We start from the raw sequence: 17,131 nt of genomic DNA, 5'->3' as shown, positions 1-17,131 counted from the left end.
CGTACATAAAAAAATTCCCTGCCATTTCGAGTTTTCCTGCCTGGCAGGGAATTTCGCTTAGAGGTACACCGGGAAATTAACCCATCTTTTTTACCGGCTACTGCCCCTTTGAGGGAAAGGCGAGGGCCGAAGCCAGAAAGATAATGATGAAAGGAATTAGACCGAGAATAACCCCTGTACCTGTGTGTCCGGCACCAAAGCCGGCCAGTTTCGCACCGTAGAGGCCAGTGGATAAAATCAGGCCGACAATCAACCCTCCCAGACCGCCGATCCACATCAGGGCCAGGCCCAGGGCGGGCGACTTGACAGTGCTGATGTCTTCGGCATCCATAACCTCTGTCCAGATCAGGTCCCACTTCTTAATCCGGGGATAAAGGAGCAGGATTAAGGGCGGCCCCAGGAATATGGGGACAATAACATTATTTAAGGTAATAATAGTACCCAGGACGGCGAAGGGAAACATCCCCAGGACTTCCAGGCCCCAGGCGATGATCATGGCGCAGGTAGCCCCGCTCAAAATAACGGCCAAAACATAGTGGAAAAGGTCGCCGCCGGATTTAATGGTGGGCTCCTTCTTCAATGCCTGCCAGATCTTATAAATCACATAGCCTTCAAAAAGGTTGCCGAAAAAGCCAAAAAAGCTGCCGGGACCCAGCGTGCCGAAAAAATCGCCGATCAAGTTGCCGATGGCCACACCCCAGGCGCCGGCTGGTCCGAAGAAAAGAGGAAAGGTAGTAGCGATAATCTGGGCCGGCCGAAATTCAGTGATGCCGGGGATAATCGGGATACCTTTAAAAGGGATTAAAAGGGCGGCAAAAATGGCTGCCGTGAGGGCGGTCATGGTTATCATCCGGGTGTTCTTCCACATGGTCCATAGCTCTTTCATTGCCTTCTCCCCCTTCCGGGAAAATTTTTTACGATTTGTCCCGCCAGCAAAGATGAGGAAACATCACCTCCCCATTATTTTATGATACACCACCTCCCTTTTATTTTATTAAACCACTTATTGACGTAAGGCCCTCGATTTTAGCCCAGGCGTTGAAGATGGTGAGAACTACGAAAAAGGCCAGAAAGAGAGTATCAACCGGTCGCCATTTTAACTGCAAATAAAAGGTCCTGCGGGGAGAACTGCCAAAACCTTTGCTTTCCAGGGCCATAGCCAGGCTATCGGTATTGCGAATGGAAGAAAGAAAAATAGGCACCAGCAGGGGTACATATTTTCTAATCCTTTCCAGAAAGGAGCCGGAATCAATATCCAGCCCCCGGGACCGCATGGCCTGGGAGACTGTGGCCCCGGCGCCCACAAAGGTAGGTACCAGCCTAAGGGCCGTAGAAAAGGCAAAGGCTACGGCAAAAGGGAGGCCCAGCTTGATTAGGCCCTGGGTAATCTCTTCATTTTTGGTAGTCGACAGGAAGATCAGCCCGGCGATAATCATGGCATCGATTTTGAGGCCGGTGGCCAAACCGTACATGACCGATTCCCTCGTCACGCGCCAGAACAGAGGCGTGGTCCCTTTAGCAAAAATAAACCACATCAGGGAGGAGAAAATGAAGATTAAAACCAGGATGGTTTTAATGCGGGCGATATTCCCCAGAGACCGGGCCAGCATACCGTAGATTAGAATCAAGAGCGTCGCTCCCGCCACCCATAAGGGGTGGTCATTGAGGAGGGGTATAGCAAAGGTGCAGATTAAAATCAAGATTTTGGCCCGGGGGTCCAGACGGTGGACAATGGTGTCCTTGTCCAGGTATAAATAGAGATTCACTCTGCTCCCCCCTCGCGGCCTTCCAGGCAGGCCATTACTTCCTCCACGCTGAGGCAGGTAGTCCCCAGGCGGTTGCTGAAGCGAACGATCTGGGGCGGCTTTAAGAAGGCGGCTTCCAGTTCTTCTTCCCGAGCAAATATTTCCCGCGTGGGGCCGTCCATTACCACCCGCCCATCCTTAACGACGATTACCCGGTGGGCATATTCAGCCGTTACCCACATGCTGTGGGTGACCATGATAATGGTGTGACCCATGTCATTGAGCCGCCGGATTAACTCCATCATACCCCGCTGCTCTTTATAATCCAGGCCCGTCGTCGGTTCATCCAGGATGATCACCCGGGGTTTGGCCGCCAGGATCGAGGCCACAGCCACCCGCTGCCGCTGGCCTTTGGTCAAGGAAAAGGGGTCTTCTGCCTCCATGCCTGCCAGTTCTACAGCCTGCAGGGCGTCCCTGACCCGCTCTTCAATCTCAGCCGGGGGCACACCGTAGAGTTTAGGTCCGTAGGCCACTTCTTCCTTTACGGTCCCGGCAAAAATCTGGTGGTCCGGGTTCTGGAACACATACCCCACCACACGGCCGAATTTATCGATGCTTTCCGCCCGCGTATCCATCCCGGCTACCCTAACTTCCCCGGCGGTCGGCCGGAGCAGGCCGTTGAAATGCTTGACCAGGGTGGTCTTGCCGCTGCCGTTCTGCCCCAGGATGGCCACGAACTCACCCTCGCGGATAGTGAGATCTATACCCTTCAGGGCTTCAAAATCTTTGTCATAGCTGTGGCGCAGACCCTTGACTTCAATAATGGGTTGGCCGTATTTCCCTTCCCGGGCTGACTGCTGGGCTGCAACCATGGACCGGTAACGTTCCTGGTTCAGGGTCAGCCCGGCCCGCCGCCACGCCTCCAGGCCTTCCTCTACCGTCAAAGGCAGTTCTTTGAAACCCAACCGGCCGAAGAGTTCGGCCATATCCAGGGGTTTCACCGCGCAGCTGGCCAGGAGATCGCTCTGACTAAGTATTTCCCTTGGCGTACCCTGCGCCAGGATAGTCCCTTCCTTCATGAGGATAATGCGGTCGGCCTCCAGGGCCTCCTCCACCTCATGCTCGACAATGATCATGGTCATGCGCTTTTCCTGCCGCAGGGCGCTGGCGATGCTGAAAACCTCATACTTGCCTACAGGATCGAGATCGGTCGTCGGCTCATCCATGCAAATAATCTCCGGTTGGATGGAAAGCACCGAAGCTATAGCCAGGCGCTGCTTCTGGCCTCCGGAAAGGTTGGCCGGCTGCCGGTTTTCAAATCCCGTCAGGCGGACCTTTTGCAGGGCTTCCCGCACCCGTTCCTTGATTTCCTCCGGCGGAACATTGAAATTCTCCGGTCCGAAGGCGACCTCCAGTTCTACGCTGGTGGAGAAGAGCTGGGTTTCAAAATCCTGGAATACCAGGACCACCGTCCGGGCAAAGTGGCTGACCTTATGCCCGATCGTTGGTGTACCTTTAATCTTTACTTCGCCTTTAAAAACGCCCTTTTTCAAATTGGGAACCAGGCCGTTTAAAGTCAGGCACAGGGTTGACTTGCCGGCCCCGCTGTGGCCCATGATGACGATAAATTCACCGGGGTTAATATCCAGGTCAATCCCCTTCAGGGCCGGCTGGGTACCGTCTTTATAGGTAAATTCCAGGTTGCGGATTTCAATAAGGCTCATTGAGGATACCTCTTTTTAGGAGCGCCACCTACTCGTGGCGCCAGCTGGCCAGGTAGCGTTCCTGTTCTTCGGTCAGGGTATCGATCTCCACCCCCAGGGAGCGCAGGCGTAAGGACGCCACCCGGCGGTCGATTTCTTCAGTCACGGGAAGAACCCTGGCGGGAAGCTTGCCGGCGTTCTTCAGCAGGTAGTCCAGGGAGAGGGCCTGGAGGGCGAAGGTGAGGTCCATGATCTCCGCCGGGTGACCGTCGGCTGCGGCGATATTCACCAGGCGCCCCTCGGCCAGGAGATAGATGCGCCGGCCGTCTTCCAGGACGAACTCTTCGATGTTGCGGCGGGCCACCCGGTGGCTCCTGGCCATGGCCATCAGTTCCGGTTTATTTATTTCCACATCAAAATGACCGGCATTGGCGAGGATTGCCCCGTCCTTCATCACGGCGTAGTGCTCGCCGCGGATGACGTCCTTGCAGCCGGTAGCGGTAACAAAGAAATCCCCATACCTGGCCGCTTCCCGCATGGGCATGACCTGAAAGCCGTCCATAAGGGCTTCGTTGGCGGCAATGGGGTTGACCTCGGTGACAATCACCCGGGCGCCCAGGCCTTTGGCCCGCATGGCCACACCCTTGCCGCACCAGCCGTAGCCTGCCACGACCACAGTTTTGCCGCAGACCGTCAGGTTGGTGTTGCGCATGATCCCGTCCCAGGTGGACTGACCGGTGCCGTAACGGTTGTCAAAGAGGTGCTTGCAGTCACCGTTGTTAACGGCGACCATGGGGAAAGCCAGCACCCCCTCGGCTTCCATGGCCTTCAGGCGTAAAATCCCGGTTGTCGTTTCCTCGGCGCCGCCGATAATCTCCGGCAGGAGTTCCCGCCGGCCGGTATGAAGGAGGTGGACCAAGTCGCCGCCGTCATCGATGATGAGATTAGGCCTGGTGTCCAGGACTTTGTTCAGGAAGGTATTGTACTCCTCCGCCGTACAGCCGTGGCGGGCGTAAACGGCAACCCCCTGGCTGGCCAGCCCGGCACAAACGTCGTCCTGGGTGGAAAGGGGGTTGGAACCGCAGATGGCTACTTCCGCTCCCCCGGCCTTGATGACCAGGGCCAGGTAGGCGGTCTTGGCCTCCAGATGCAGGCAGATGGCCACCCGCTTGCCGGCAAAGGGGCGGCGCTCTTCGAAGTCGCGGCGAATTTCATTTAAGATAGGCATGTTGTTGCGGACCCAGTCGATCTTCAACCGGCCTTCGGGAGCCAGGTTGGGATCGCGAATGATTGATGCTGGCATCAGCGTTTCCTCCTTAAACTTTACCTTTCAATCCTACCGGCAGGCAGGCTGCAGCGGTGTGTCGCTGCCATCTGCAAAGATTTGCCTTCCTTAATCAAATGTTTTATTCTTCACCAGGAGGTAGAATCCTGCCTTTTGGTAAATAGGCTGCCCAAAAATAGTAAAAAAATAGCCGGCAGGTTTCTACCCTCTCGTTTACCTTGATGCCATTCACTTCAAAGTAAAGCAGGATAACCGTAAGCGTAAAATAACCCCCACCTATCACCGAGGTGGGGGCTAAAACAAGCTTAATTATTTATCCGGCAAATTGGAGGTAATGAAGCGGACCACGGCAGGAGTTGATCCAGGGCATTTTTGTCCTGGAGGTCCAGGTTGGGAAGTTTTTCGAAGAGGTAAATGAGATAGTGGAAGGGATTTAAATTATTTTCCTTGGCCGTTTCTATAATGCTGTAGGTAATAGCGCTGGCTTTGGCGCCCCGTGGGGTGTTGGCAAACAACCAGTTCTTGCGGCCGATGACGAAGGGCTTGATGGAGCGTTCGCTGCGGTTGTTGTCAAGTTCCAGACGCCCGTCTTGCAAAAAGGCTACGAGTTTATCCCACTGGCCCAGGCAATAGTAAATGGCCTGGCCAAAGGTGCTTTTGGGCAGTACCCGGGCTTTTTGGTTTTTAAGCCACGCCAAAAAGGCGTCCAGCACGGGCCGGCTGCGCACCTGGCGGATTTGATAGCGTTCCTCTGGTGTTTTATCTTTCAACTCGCGCTCGATGGCAAAGAGCCGGTTGCAGTACTCCAGCCCCTCCCGGGCGGCTACGGGTGCATTGCGTTTATCTTCCGGCAGGGCCTTTAATGCTTCGTCAAACTTGCGCCGGGCATGGGCCCAGCAGCCGACCAGGGTGACATCCGGAAGTTCGTTGTAACCGGCATAGCCGTCGACGTGTAAATAACCCTTAAAACCTGCCAGGAAGCGGCGGGGGTGTTTGCCGGCCCGGGTGGTCTGATAGTCGTAAAGGATGATGGGGGGTCCGTCCCGCCCGGTACGGTAAAGCCAGAGATAAGACTTGGTGGTAGCTTCCCTTCCGGGTTCCTGAAGCACCTGTAAGGTCGTCTCGTCGGCATGGAGGATATCTCTTTTAAGCAGGTGTTCATGGAGGCGGTCGTAAATAAGGGTTAGCCAGGTGTTGGCTCCATGGAGCACCCAGTTGGCCATTGTCTGCCGGGAAAGGTCTATCCCCAAACCTTTAAACTGCTGCTCCTGGCGGTAGAGGGGTAACCCCGCCCCGTATTTCTGGGTCATGATGTAGGCCATGAGGGAGGGAGATACCGGGCTCCCGGGAAGTACAGGAGCAGGCATCGGCGCCGTGACAACGGGAGTGGTTATCTCTTCCCGCTCGCAGCGGCGGCAGGAATAAACGTAGCGCACATGTTTGACCACTTTCACCTGGGCCGGGATTACTTTGAGTTCCTGCCGCACCTCGGTGCTCATTTCATGCAAGGGACCGCCGTGAGCTTTGGCAGACCCGTTCTTCTTCCGGCAGGCGGTGCTCTACTACTTCTACCGGCAGATCTTCCAGGTTCATCTCCCGGCGGCTGTGTGTTTTACGGCGCTGGTAGGTGATGGTTTCCAAATCCGGCTCCGCTGCCTCCGGCCGGGCTTCCACTTCCGCCTCATTAAAAAGTAAAAGCTGCTCTTCTAAAGGCTTGGTCCGTTCGCTGGAAACACCGAATTGCCGCTTCTTGCTTAAACGAAACTGCTCCATAAACCAGTTTAACTTGGCGGTCAGTTCGGCATTCTGTTGTTCCAGCCATCTACACTGCTCTTCCAGCTGTAGACAGCGGCTTTGCAGCTCTTCTATGGTCATGGCAGCGATAGATTGCGAAGTGTTCATGCATTAATGATTCGACGAATCGCTTCGAATTCCTCTAGAATCAACCACAAACAGAAAATATTTCTTTCTGGTGCTTTATATTACAAGATGGTGCGCGCTTTTACCTCGGGATGGGCCTGGGACTGTTTGATGGGGAGGCCGTCAAGCAGCCAGCGCAGTTCCCGGCGAGTGACGGTGATGGTGGAAGAAGTGATATCTTGCGGCCAGGGAAATTTGCCCTTCTCCAGCCGGCGGTAATAAAGCCAGAATCCATTGTGCTCCCAGTGGAGGATCTTTAGTTTGTCCCGCTGGCGGTTGCAGAAAACAAAAAGGCAGGGAGAGAAGGGGTCCAATTCAAACCCTTCCTTGACCAGCACCGCCAGGCCGTCAATGGACTTGCGCAGATCCGTTGCGCCGCAGGCGAGATAAACCCGGTCGATGCCTGCTTCGTTTAGCATAAAGCTACCAGCACCTTAACCACCTGAGAAAGCAAGGCGGGATCAAAGCCGGATCTTACCTCGATGCTGGCCGGTCCTATTTTGACCAGTAAAGTATGGCCCTGTTCTATAGATGTCTGGTCGGTTACTTCTACCGGCAACCACCGATTTGATTTTCCCGAGGAAACTACATCCTGGTTTTTATACTTCCGCAGCCAGTACCATAATTGTTTGGGGCTAACGTCTTCATGGGCGGCGCACCATTCTTTAACGCTTTGCCCGCTCATCTTATATTCGGCTATCCGGGTTTCCCATAGTGCTTGCCGTTCGGCTTTGGTCATAAAGAAATTCCTCCTCAGCCTGTGTTCTGAAGAGGATTATCCCCTATACTCGGATATTGCGCCAAGGTGGGTTGTATTTGACGCTTACGAAATTGGTGACATTTCCAGGTTTAAAAACCACAATGCCCTTGCTAAATTTGCAGGCCTGACCTGGCGGCAGCATCAGTCCAGCAAGTTTTCTGCCGAGGATATCCCCCTCACCAGGTCCGGTAATTATTACTTACGGTACTACCTCATTGAAGCGGCTAATTCCGTCCGGGTGCGGGAGCCGGAATATGCCGCGTTCTACCGTAAGAAATTTACCGAAGCCAGGCATCATCACCATAAACGTGCCCTGGTCTTGACTGCCCGCAAGCTAGTGCGCATGGTCTTCACGCTGCTGAGTGAGGGCCAAATTTACCGGCAAAGGAGGTTGGGTTAAACATTTCTTTTGCAACTGTCTTTTACTGTTCGTGCTGGTAATTATTGTTTTGCTTTGCCGGCTTGGTTTCTTATTGCCTTTTTACATTTTGAGACATTAAAATTTCCAGTTCAGGGTCTTGACATTTTACCGCGGGTCTTTATAAAGCCCTTGTTTCAATTCCTCATAGGTAGGCTGCGAACGTACCGGGCGAATAACTCGATATATGGCCCGTCCACGTTTCAATTCCTCATAGGTAGGCTGCGAACGCATCCCTCCGCACCCTCATTAAACCTGGGCATATTGTTTCAATTCCTCATAGGTAGGCTGCGAACTTACTAAAGTTAGAGGATACAATTGAACAATACATGTTTCAATTCCTCATAGGTAGGCTGCGAACAGCGAGAGCCAGGACGGTTTTCCAGAGGCGGGAGAGGAGGACGTAAAAAGTTTTGTGTAAATGGTCAATACTACCAATAAAGGAGATGACCATTTATGCAAGACCCAGCAGGAAATGCACTAGCCAAAGAACTGGCCAAAGAATGTAGGACTATTGGTGACATCCAGGAAAAGCTTAAAGAACTATTCAAGGATACCATTCAACAGGTTCTTGAAGCCGAAATGGAGCACCATTTAGGCTATCCCAAGAATTCGCCGGAAGGAATTAATACCGGGAATAGCCGTAACGGGTATAGCCAGAAAACTATTAAGACCAGAGCAGGTAAAACGGAAATAAAGATTCCCCGGGACCGCAATGGTGAGTTTGAACCCCAAATTATCCGCAAGTACCAAACTACCGCCAACGAGCTGGAAGACCAGATAATAGCCATGTACGCCAAAGGTATGTCCACCCGGGATATCGAGGACCAGATGAAAGACATTTACGGGATCGAGGTATCACCGGTCCTGGTCAGCAAGGTAACGGATAAAATTCTCCCCCAGATAATCGAATGGCAGTCACGGCCATTAGATCCTGTCTACCCTATCGTTTACCTCGATGCCATTCACTTCAAGGTAAAACAGGATAACCGCATTGTTAATAAGGCTGCCTATACGGTTCTGGGTATCAGCGTTACGGGCCATAAGGATATCCTGGGCATCTGGATTGGCGAGAGCGAAAGTGCCAGCTTTTGGCTCGGCGTACTAAACGATTTAAAAAACCGGGGCGTGGAGGATATCCTGATAGTTTGTAAAGACGGTCTAACGGGCTTTTCTGAGGCCATAAACGCGGTTTTCCCGCAGACCGAGGTGCAACTCTGTGTCATTCACCAGATCCGCAATTCCCTCAAGTATGTTTCTTACAAAGACCGCAAATCACTAATGGCCGATTTAAAGCAGGTATATCAGGCCCTTACCCTTGAGGAAGCGGAATTAAAGTTCAGCGAGTTCAAGGATAAATGGCAGAAAAGATACCCACTTGTTATCAAATCATGGGAGAACAATTGGCTGGAATTGACTGCTTATTTCAAGTACCCGCCAGAAATACGCCGGATTATCTATACTACCAATGCCGTTGAGGGTTATCACCGGCAGTTGAGGAAGGTCACTAAAACTAAAACGGCCTATCCGACGGATGAGGCTTTAAGAAAAATTATCTACCTGGCCACCCTCGACATTGCAAGAAAATGGACCATGCCTATACGAGATTGGGGAAGGTGCCTTTCTCAACTAATAATCTACTTTGGTGATAGACTGACGGCAAGAATGATTATTTAACTGGCTTACAAGGGAATATTAACTGAGATAGTTCTTGGGGGCTCTGCCCCCAACCCCCCGAGGTTTATCGCTTTAGTTCTCCCAGGGATAATTGGTTCTGGTGCTTTGGAGAGGTGGGGAGAGGGAAAAGGTTACCTTGCATCTCCCCCATTATCCCCGGCAGAATACCGGCAGGCGCTCGGGTTGCTCCTCAGCATTGCCCTATCCTCCTGCCGGATAAGAGCCAGTTATGTATCACCATTTAATAAGCATTCCTGTAATGATTTAAGGTAGGTGTTGCCAATAAAAAAGCCTCCTGGTAAAAAGAAAATAGACCAAAACAAACAAACCCACCAGGAGGCGAGAAACCGTATGAATGAAGTGCAAAAGAAATTACTGGTCCATGGTGATGTGATAATTGTCGGTATCGATGTAGCCAAACACAACCACTGGGCACGGATCTATAACCAAATCGAACTAGATGTGGTCAAACCCTTCAAGTTCCATAATAGCAAAGAAGGCTATTATCGTCTAGTGGCTAAAATGGAAGAAGCCAAAGAAAAAGCCAGGGCAACAAGGGTAGTAATCGGCATGGAACCCACCGGCCACTACTGGAAACCCTTAGCATGGTTTCTCCAGGAGCAGGGTTATACAGTAGTGATAGTCAATCCCTATCACGTCAAAAGGCGGAAAGAGGAAGTGGGTAACTCCCCCACCAAGAACGACCGAAAAGACGCCGGGATAATAGCCAAAGTAGTCAAGGACGGGAATTTCCTCCACTGCCTTTTGCCCAAAGGAAAATATGCCGAACTAAGGAACCTGACCGTAACCCGGCGGCAGCAACGCCGGAAACTAAACAGCGCCTTAAACCAACTCCAGGCCATCCTGGACGAATACTTCCCCGAGCTGGGGCAAGTATTCAAAAACCTGTTAGGCAAAGCAGCCCAATGGGTCTTAAGGAACTGTCCCTTCCCCAGGTTAATATTAGCCTATAAACAGCTCCTTTTGTGTCCAGTCCGTCACCTGCTCCGCGCCCTTCCCCAGGTTAATATTAGCCTATAAACTCGAAGAATTAGCCGCCGCATTAAAAGAAGCCAGTAACCACCGGGTAGGGATGAAAAGAGCCCAGGCCCTCTACCAGACGGCCCAGGGGTCCATAGGAGTAACCGAAGGATTAACCGGAGCCCAACACAAGCTAAACGCCTGCCTGGACGAAATAGCCTTTTACCAAAAGCAGATCGAGCAAACAGAAGCAGCCATGGCCGACATACTAGCAGGAATAGATATCGCAGGCAATTTATTAAGCATCCCCGGTATAGGCCTGGTAACAGTAGCCGGCTTTTTAGGCGAAATAGGCGATCCCCAAAATTACGAGCACTGGAAGCAAATCCAAAAACTCGCCGGACTGAACTTAAGCGAACAAAGTTCCGGGCAGAAGAACGGGCAAAGCAAAATATCCAAACGCGGGCGAGCCGAATTAAGGAACCTGTTATACCAAGCCAGTCTAACTCTAGTAGCCAAGAACCGTGAATTTAAAGCGTTGTACCACTACTTCCTGACCAGGCGGGAAAACCCCTTAAAGAAAAAGCAGGCCTTAATAGCCATAGCCGTAAAATTGCTACGGGTGATGTACGGCCTGGCCAGGAAGAAAGAAAACTACGACTCTGACAAAGTGTTAGGCGACTATCGCCGCGCCCAATTACAGCAAGCAGCTTAAGAAGTAAAAACCCAAACACAAGGTAAAAAGTCTTGGGTGGGGGAAGCCTTAATCACCACCATAAGGGCATAGACCCTGCTCATAAGTACCAGGCGCAACCCACCCGCCCTCAAAAGGCCGAACGAAGGAATGAAACAGGGCATAGACCCCGGGAGACATGATAGGGTAGCCGAGGGCCAGGAAGTGGTGAGGTTACTACCCAAGACTTAAAGATTAAACCATCGTCTTGTTGTTGTGGACGATGATGGAGGCTTAGTCTGCCCTCTTGAACTTTATCGTAAAAAATTGAAAATCTAAGAGAGCAGGCGATTTAACGAGATAGAAGCAAATTATTGAGATAGGTGCTTTGCCATTTACACAAAATGATTTACACTCCCCCTTATCAGGCTGCCGGGTTATATTGTTTCAATTCCTCATAGGTAGGCTGCGAACACGATACACTCCTGGCCGAAGTTGTGTCCATGCCGGTTTCAATTCCTCATAGGTAGGCTGCGAACCGTTCTACGACCGGGATACCGGCTATTTGGTCAAATGTTTCAATTCCTCATAGGTAGGCTGCGAACTTATATGCGTGGCTTGAAGGGAAGGACTTTTTAGGGAGTTTCAATTCCTCATAGGTAGGCTGCGAACTATATTGGAGGATGATAATAATGGCAAGAACTAAAGGTTTCAATTCCTCATAGGTAGGCTGCGAACCTGGGCGGCTACCGTATAAAACTTTCCAACTGCCAGGTTTCAATTCCTCATAGGTAGGCTGCGAACAGGTAAGTTGGAGGAATTTGTTATGGAAAAGGCCGGTTTCAATTCCTCATAGGTAGGCTGCGAACCAATGCCGATAATCCCTATTATTCCTAAAACCACTTGTTTCAATTCCTCATAGGTAGGCTGCGAACTGTTTAGCTTTTTCATTTTCATTGTCGCCTAGTACCAGTTTCAATTCCTCATAGGTAGGCTGCGAACGCGAGAGGTTGAGATGCTCAACCTGTATCCCCCGCCCGGTTTCAATTCCTCATAGGTAGGCTGCGAACTCCCGCTCCAGCTTCTGCCCCATTTCAAACTGCATGTTTCAATTCCTCATAGGTAGGCTGCGAACCCCGTCCCGGCCAAATTTTTCAACTAGGAGTAGGGCGTTTCAATTCCTCATAGGTAGGCTGCGAACGAAGATTATATTTTTGCCCTTCCTGATATTTCTTAGTTTCAATTCCTCATAGGTAGGCTGCGAACCGCGAAGATTTTACGCCGGAGGAATGGGCGGAGTTTAGTTTCAATTCCTCATAGGTAGGCTGCGAACTGGAGGCCATTTACCTGCTGCATCTGTCGGATAACAAGTTTCAATTCCTCATAGGTAGGCTGCGAACTGGCAAAAACCCAAAAAGCAGATCTCACTATGGAAGTTTCAATTCCTCATAGGTAGGCTGCGAACCCAGTTTCTTTAAGTTTGGCTACTATCTTCTCCTGATGTTTCAATTCCTCATAGGTAGGCTGCGAACCTCGTTCCCCACTAGCTGCCCGCATCCCATACATCTCGTTTCAATTCCTCATAGGTAGGCTGCGAACGGCGCAGTGGCATCCGGATAACGAATGGCAAGACCTCGTTTCAATTCCTCATAGGTAGGCTGCGAACTGGGAGCGTCTAGTTGGGCAGCTACGTTTTTGGGAAGTTTCAATTCCTCATAGGTAGGCTGCGAACGCCGACCCAGACGCATCGAGATAGTCAAGTCTTCCGTGTTTCAATTCCTCATAGGTAGGCTGCGAACATATATTGGCTGGAAGTCGTTGGAATCGGTGAAAGTGGTTTCAATTCCTCATAGGTAGGCTGCGAACCCTGCCGACCCGACCGGGTGGACAGGTAGCAAGTCCAGTTTCAATTCCTCATAGGTAGGCTGCGAACTTGTCCTGGCGACAGGATGAGGCTACGCATGGTGAATGTTTCAATTCCTCATAGGTAGGCTGCGAACTGAACTTCTGGTGCGTCCCGTTGCCGCCTTCCTTGGTTTCAATTCCTCATAGGTAGGCTGCGAACCCGCAAAGGCACCATCTTGGTGATGCGGCAGTCCCTGTTTCAATTCCTCATAGGTAGGCTGCGAACAAATATTGCTCTAATGCCTCACTGATTACCGATACCTGTTTCAATTCCTCATAGGTAGGCTGCGAACGTGCTAGGTTTTAGAGGCTCATCTTCTTTCTTATTAGTGTTTCAATTCCTCATAGGTAGGCTGCGAACTTTGCTTCATGCAACCAATTACGATTTTGTTTCTCAAGTTTCAATTCCTCATAGGTAGGCTGCGAACTTAACTGCTGAAGCTTTTTTGATGCTGTGTTATGGTGGTTTCAATTCCTCATAGGTAGGCTGCGAACGTAAATTACGTTAAACAGAAGTATAACATTGACCAGTTTCAATTCCTCATAGGTAGGCTGCGAACGTCTTCCAGAAAGGCGCCGATCTCTTTATTGAGCCGCGTTTCAATTCCTCATAGGTAGGCTGCGAACCTTTATATGAGTAAAAGGTTTGAATATGATAAGGCTCGTTTCAATTCCTCATAGGTAGGCTGCGAACTCATAAAGGTTTCTTCCCAGGTGGGACGCATTATCTAGTTTCAATTCCTCATAGGTAGGCTGCGAACTTTTGCCTATACCAGCTTTCTAAAATGCCGTTGATAGTTTCAATTCCTCATAGGTAGGCTGCGAACTCCCGGATCGACCTTTGCGGTATAATTCTCCGCGGGTTTCAATTCCTCATAGGTAGGCTGCGAACATCTTGCCCCGCTTGCCCTTAAAGTCGATATAACGCTCGTTTCAATTCCTCATAGGTAGGCTGCGAACTAAGTTCGACGGGCAAAAGGCCCAGGGGCAGCGGGGTTTCAATTCCTCATAGGTAGGCTGCGAACTCGGCTGCATGTTACTCACCTACCAGGAGTTTCTTGTTTCAATTCCTCATAGGTAGGCTGCGAACTTGGCTCGCTCAGTTCTCCTTTCGGGTCCGGTACGGTGTTTCAATTCCTCATAGGTAGGCTGCGAACGTTCGCCGCCTTCTTCCAGCCAATCCTGTATGCTCCTGTTTCAATTCCTCATAGGTAGGCTGCGAACTTACGGCGAGGATTGCCCCGTCTTGGCCAAACTTTTGTTTCAATTCCTCATAGGTAGGCTGCGAACTTCTCCGTCCATCGGTGCCATTTCCGGCCCTGTTTGGGGTTTCAATTCCTCATAGGTAGGCTGCGAACCGGCGCCTTAAACGAAAGGTGCTTTTGCCCTGATACTGGTTTCAATTCCTCATAGGTAGGCTGCGAACAGGTCTACGACCAGCAGTCCCGATACGGTTTGCCCTAGTTTCAATTCCTCATAGGTAGGCTGCGAACCACGTTAATCCTGGCGGCGTTGTTCAGGCCGCCAGAAGTTTCAATTCCTCATAGGTAGGCTGCGAACAGGGTAAATATGAGTATATCAGTAAGCAAACTATCGAGTTTCAATTCCTCATAGGTAGGCTGCGAACAAAAGCTATAGCCACTGTAGCCGAGATCATGGGATTTGTTTCAATTCCTCATAGGTAGGCTGCGAACCCTAAAAAGTAGGTTCTTTGTTTATTGGCCTCTCTTGTTTCAATTCCTCATAGGTAGGCTGCGAACGCGTCCGGACCTGAGAGAAGACCACGAACTATGGATGTTTCAATTCCTCATAGGTAGGCTGCGAACGGGCTTTACGCTGGCCGGCTTTCATATCCCGAAACATGTTTCAATTCCTCATAGGTAGGCTGCGAACTTACGGCGAGGATTGCCCCGTCTTGGCCAAACTTTTGTTTCAATTCCTCATAGGTAGGCTGCGAACGCAATGGAAGTTGAGACGGGGCAAACCGATGCGCTCGTTTCAATTCCTCATAGGTAGGCTGCGAACCCGAATTTTCAACGCTATTGCAATGCACCGAGATAAACGTTTCAATTCCTCATAGGTAGGCTGCGAACCTGTCGCTGGTCTGGTATATCATCCCCTTGCGATTGTTTCAATTCCTCATAGGTAGGCTGCGAACGCGCTTCTCCAGATGGCCGGGCATGTCCATCACCTGTTTCAATTCCTCATAGGTAGGCTGCGAACTCCTCTATTATTTCCCGAAGAAATTGCTGTAAGTGGAGTTTCAATTCCTCATAGGTAGGCTGCGAACTCTTCTTCGCGATACCCCTGAAACCGATGCTGCTATCGTTTCAATTCCTCATAGGTAGGCTGCGAACTCTCTTTGAGATAAGCCTTTGTCTTCACGTAATTTCTTGTTTCAATTCCTCATAGGTAGGCTGCGAACGTGACCACGAATTGCGACGCCGGCGAACTGGTGCAGGTTTCAATTCCTCATAGGTAGGCTGCGAACCCGAAGCTCAAAATGATGGGCTTCTGGGCGCCGGGTTTCAATTCCTCATAGGTAGGCTGCGAACAGTAAAGGCACGGCCTGGCGGTGTTAAGCAAGGGCTGTTTCAATTCCTCATAGGTAGGCTGCGAACCGTTATTTCCGCCGGCGCCTTGACCCTCTCGCTACCGTTTCAATTCCTCATAGGTAGGCTGCGAACGAGACGGTCCGGGCAAGGTGGAGAGGCAAAGCGGCGTTTCAATTCCTCATAGGTAGGCTGCGAACCAAAGCAAAGATAAGGCATAGTGAAGTAATGCTGGGTAGTTTCAATTCCTCATAGGTAGGCTGCGAACGTGAAGTAGATATACAGGCTTTCCACGGCCTCCAGGGTTTCAATTCCTCATAGGTAGGCTGCGAACCACTTCGCTCTCAGTCCCCCGGAACAACCGGATTTGTTTCAATTCCTCATAGGTAGGCTGCGAACCTCTGCCGTTCGTATTCCTGGATCTCCCGGATGGTCTTGTTTCAATTCCTCATAGGTAGGCTGCGAACGTGATAGCCAGACGGAGGTGTGGGTACCGGCATGAGTTTCAATTCCTCATAGGTAGGCTGCGAACGGTGGCACTTCCGCCAGCGAAAGTAAGGGTAGCCGGTTTCAATTCCTCATAGGTAGGCTGCGAACCCCATTTATATACTAGTTTGGCTGCTTTTTTATTATAGCATATTTCCAGCAAAAACTTAATCTAAAGTAAAGGATACAGTAAAATCAAGGATTTTTTGATATCTTCACTGTCGTCGATCCCCTGAGGTTTTTACATTATTCAAGGTCGACGACATTTTTCCTGCTTAAATTACAGGTTCCAGCATACCAAAACCCTGGGAATTTTTGGCGCCGATACCCGCGCTAAAGGCTAGCCTAATTAACTGCGGATCACCTGTCAGCATATATTTGCCCAACCAGCCTTTGATTACTGTATCCTTATAATAAACTACTTTTAGGTCGCTCCCCTTTACGTTAACTGGATGTAATTCTAGGGGTATATCCGGCGGCAGGTTTATTCCCAGGACTGCAGCCTTCTTGAGAAGATTATTTTTTACCTGCTGCCCAAATTCTTTTTCTACAGGGTGATAGTAATATGTCTTCTTTTTTCCATCAGGTGCCTGCAGGGTGGAATAGACGGTTACAGGGGAAATGGCCCTGCCTATAGCTTTGCCCGTACTGAAATCCGGCACAGGTATAACGGCGATAGTCCCAGGCCAGAATATGGTATCCCCCAGCCGTATTTCTTCTACGGCGAGCACTGTTTCGGCAAAAACTTCTATAAACCGCTCCAGGGGGCTGCCAACTTTAAATTTTAGGGGGGAAGCAAATATTATTTTGCCATCTTTTATGGCTTTAACCCGGCCCAAAAGACGGGAAAAGACAAAAAGACGCAATATCCTTTCCCCGGCCGCATATCCTTTAGCATGTATCTCAGGCATTTTATCCTTGACCATACTGTAAATAAGTCCCTGCAGCAAATAGTTATAATGAATGGGTAAAACTGCATAATCGCCATTAGACGCGACCAGTTCGATCTGCAACTGCATTTAAATT

Annotated in this window: 8 protein-coding genes, 3 pseudogenes and 1 CRISPR repeat array; of the genes and pseudogenes, 3 read left to right on the top strand and 8 right to left on the bottom strand. The window is 50.6% G+C overall.

What is annotated here, in order from left to right; translation table 11 throughout:
- Window positions 1-97 precede the first annotated feature (97 nt).
- From MCACP_RS02620 to tnpA, 7 genes and pseudogenes are all read right to left on the bottom strand, one after another.
- Window positions 98-886, bottom strand: a complete 789-nt coding sequence (locus MCACP_RS02620) for a QueT transporter family protein (RefSeq protein WP_406677848.1) — start codon at window positions 884-886, stop codon at window positions 98-100.
- A gap of 100 nt (window positions 887-986) precedes the next feature.
- Complete coding sequence (locus MCACP_RS02615; RefSeq protein WP_406677847.1) at window positions 987-1,766, bottom strand: energy-coupling factor transporter transmembrane component T family protein; 780 nt, start codon at window positions 1,764-1,766, stop codon at window positions 987-989.
- Window positions 1,763-3,469, bottom strand: coding sequence for an ABC transporter ATP-binding protein (locus tag MCACP_RS02610; protein WP_406677846.1), 1,707 nt, complete (start codon window positions 3,467-3,469; stop codon window positions 1,763-1,765). The genes MCACP_RS02615 and MCACP_RS02610 overlap by 4 nt, the downstream gene beginning before the upstream one ends.
- Before the next feature lie 28 nt (window positions 3,470-3,497).
- On the bottom strand, window positions 3,498-4,751 hold the full coding sequence (locus tag MCACP_RS02605; RefSeq protein ID WP_406677845.1) for an adenosylhomocysteinase: 1,254 nt from the start codon (window positions 4,749-4,751) through the stop codon (window positions 3,498-3,500).
- A gap of 287 nt (window positions 4,752-5,038) precedes the next feature.
- Window positions 5,039-6,635: pseudogene (gene tnpC / locus MCACP_RS02600) on the bottom strand (IS66 family transposase).
- Between the two features lie 80 nt (window positions 6,636-6,715).
- Window positions 6,716-7,072 (bottom strand): IS66 family insertion sequence element accessory protein TnpB, encoded by a 357-nt coding sequence (tnpB, locus tag MCACP_RS02595; RefSeq protein WP_406677844.1) that lies wholly within the window; start codon window positions 7,070-7,072, stop codon window positions 6,716-6,718.
- Window positions 7,066-7,392 (bottom strand): IS66 family insertion sequence element accessory protein TnpA, encoded by a 327-nt coding sequence (gene tnpA, locus MCACP_RS02590; protein ID WP_172613896.1) that lies wholly within the window; start codon window positions 7,390-7,392, stop codon window positions 7,066-7,068. The genes tnpB and tnpA overlap by 7 nt, the downstream gene beginning before the upstream one ends.
- Window positions 7,393-7,480: 88 nt before the next feature.
- On the opposite strand from tnpA, the pseudogene MCACP_RS02585 reads away from it, so the two are divergent.
- The 3 genes and pseudogenes from MCACP_RS02585 to MCACP_RS02575 form a co-directional block, all read left to right on the top strand.
- Window positions 7,481-7,813: pseudogene (locus MCACP_RS02585) on the top strand (transposase); the annotation flags it as partial.
- A 474-nt stretch (window positions 7,814-8,287) separates the two neighbouring features.
- Window positions 8,288-9,508 carry an IS256 family transposase gene (locus MCACP_RS02580; RefSeq protein WP_406677843.1) on the top strand — a complete coding sequence of 407 codons (1,221 nt, stop codon included), beginning with the start codon at window positions 8,288-8,290 and terminating at the stop codon, window positions 9,506-9,508.
- Between the two features lie 351 nt (window positions 9,509-9,859).
- Window positions 9,860-11,204: pseudogene (locus MCACP_RS02575) on the top strand (IS110 family transposase).
- Between the two features lie 402 nt (window positions 11,205-11,606).
- Window positions 11,607-16,216: a CRISPR direct-repeat array (repeat unit 30 nt; unit sequence GTTTCAATTCCTCATAGGTAGGCTGCGAAC).
- Between the two features lie 164 nt (window positions 16,217-16,380).
- Here the strand turns inward: MCACP_RS02575 and cas6 are convergent.
- Complete coding sequence (gene cas6 / locus MCACP_RS02570; protein WP_406677842.1) at window positions 16,381-17,124, bottom strand: CRISPR-associated endoribonuclease Cas6; 744 nt, start codon at window positions 17,122-17,124, stop codon at window positions 16,381-16,383.
- Window positions 17,125-17,131 lie beyond the last annotated feature (7 nt).

Source organism: Neomoorella carbonis, assembly GCF_045278715.1.
In the GTDB taxonomy this organism is placed as follows: domain Bacteria; phylum Bacillota; class DSM-521; order Neomoorellales; family Neomoorellaceae; genus Neomoorella; species Neomoorella carbonis.
Note: the sequence above shows the minus strand (reverse complement) of the source record. Positions and strands in the feature narration are given on the sequence as shown.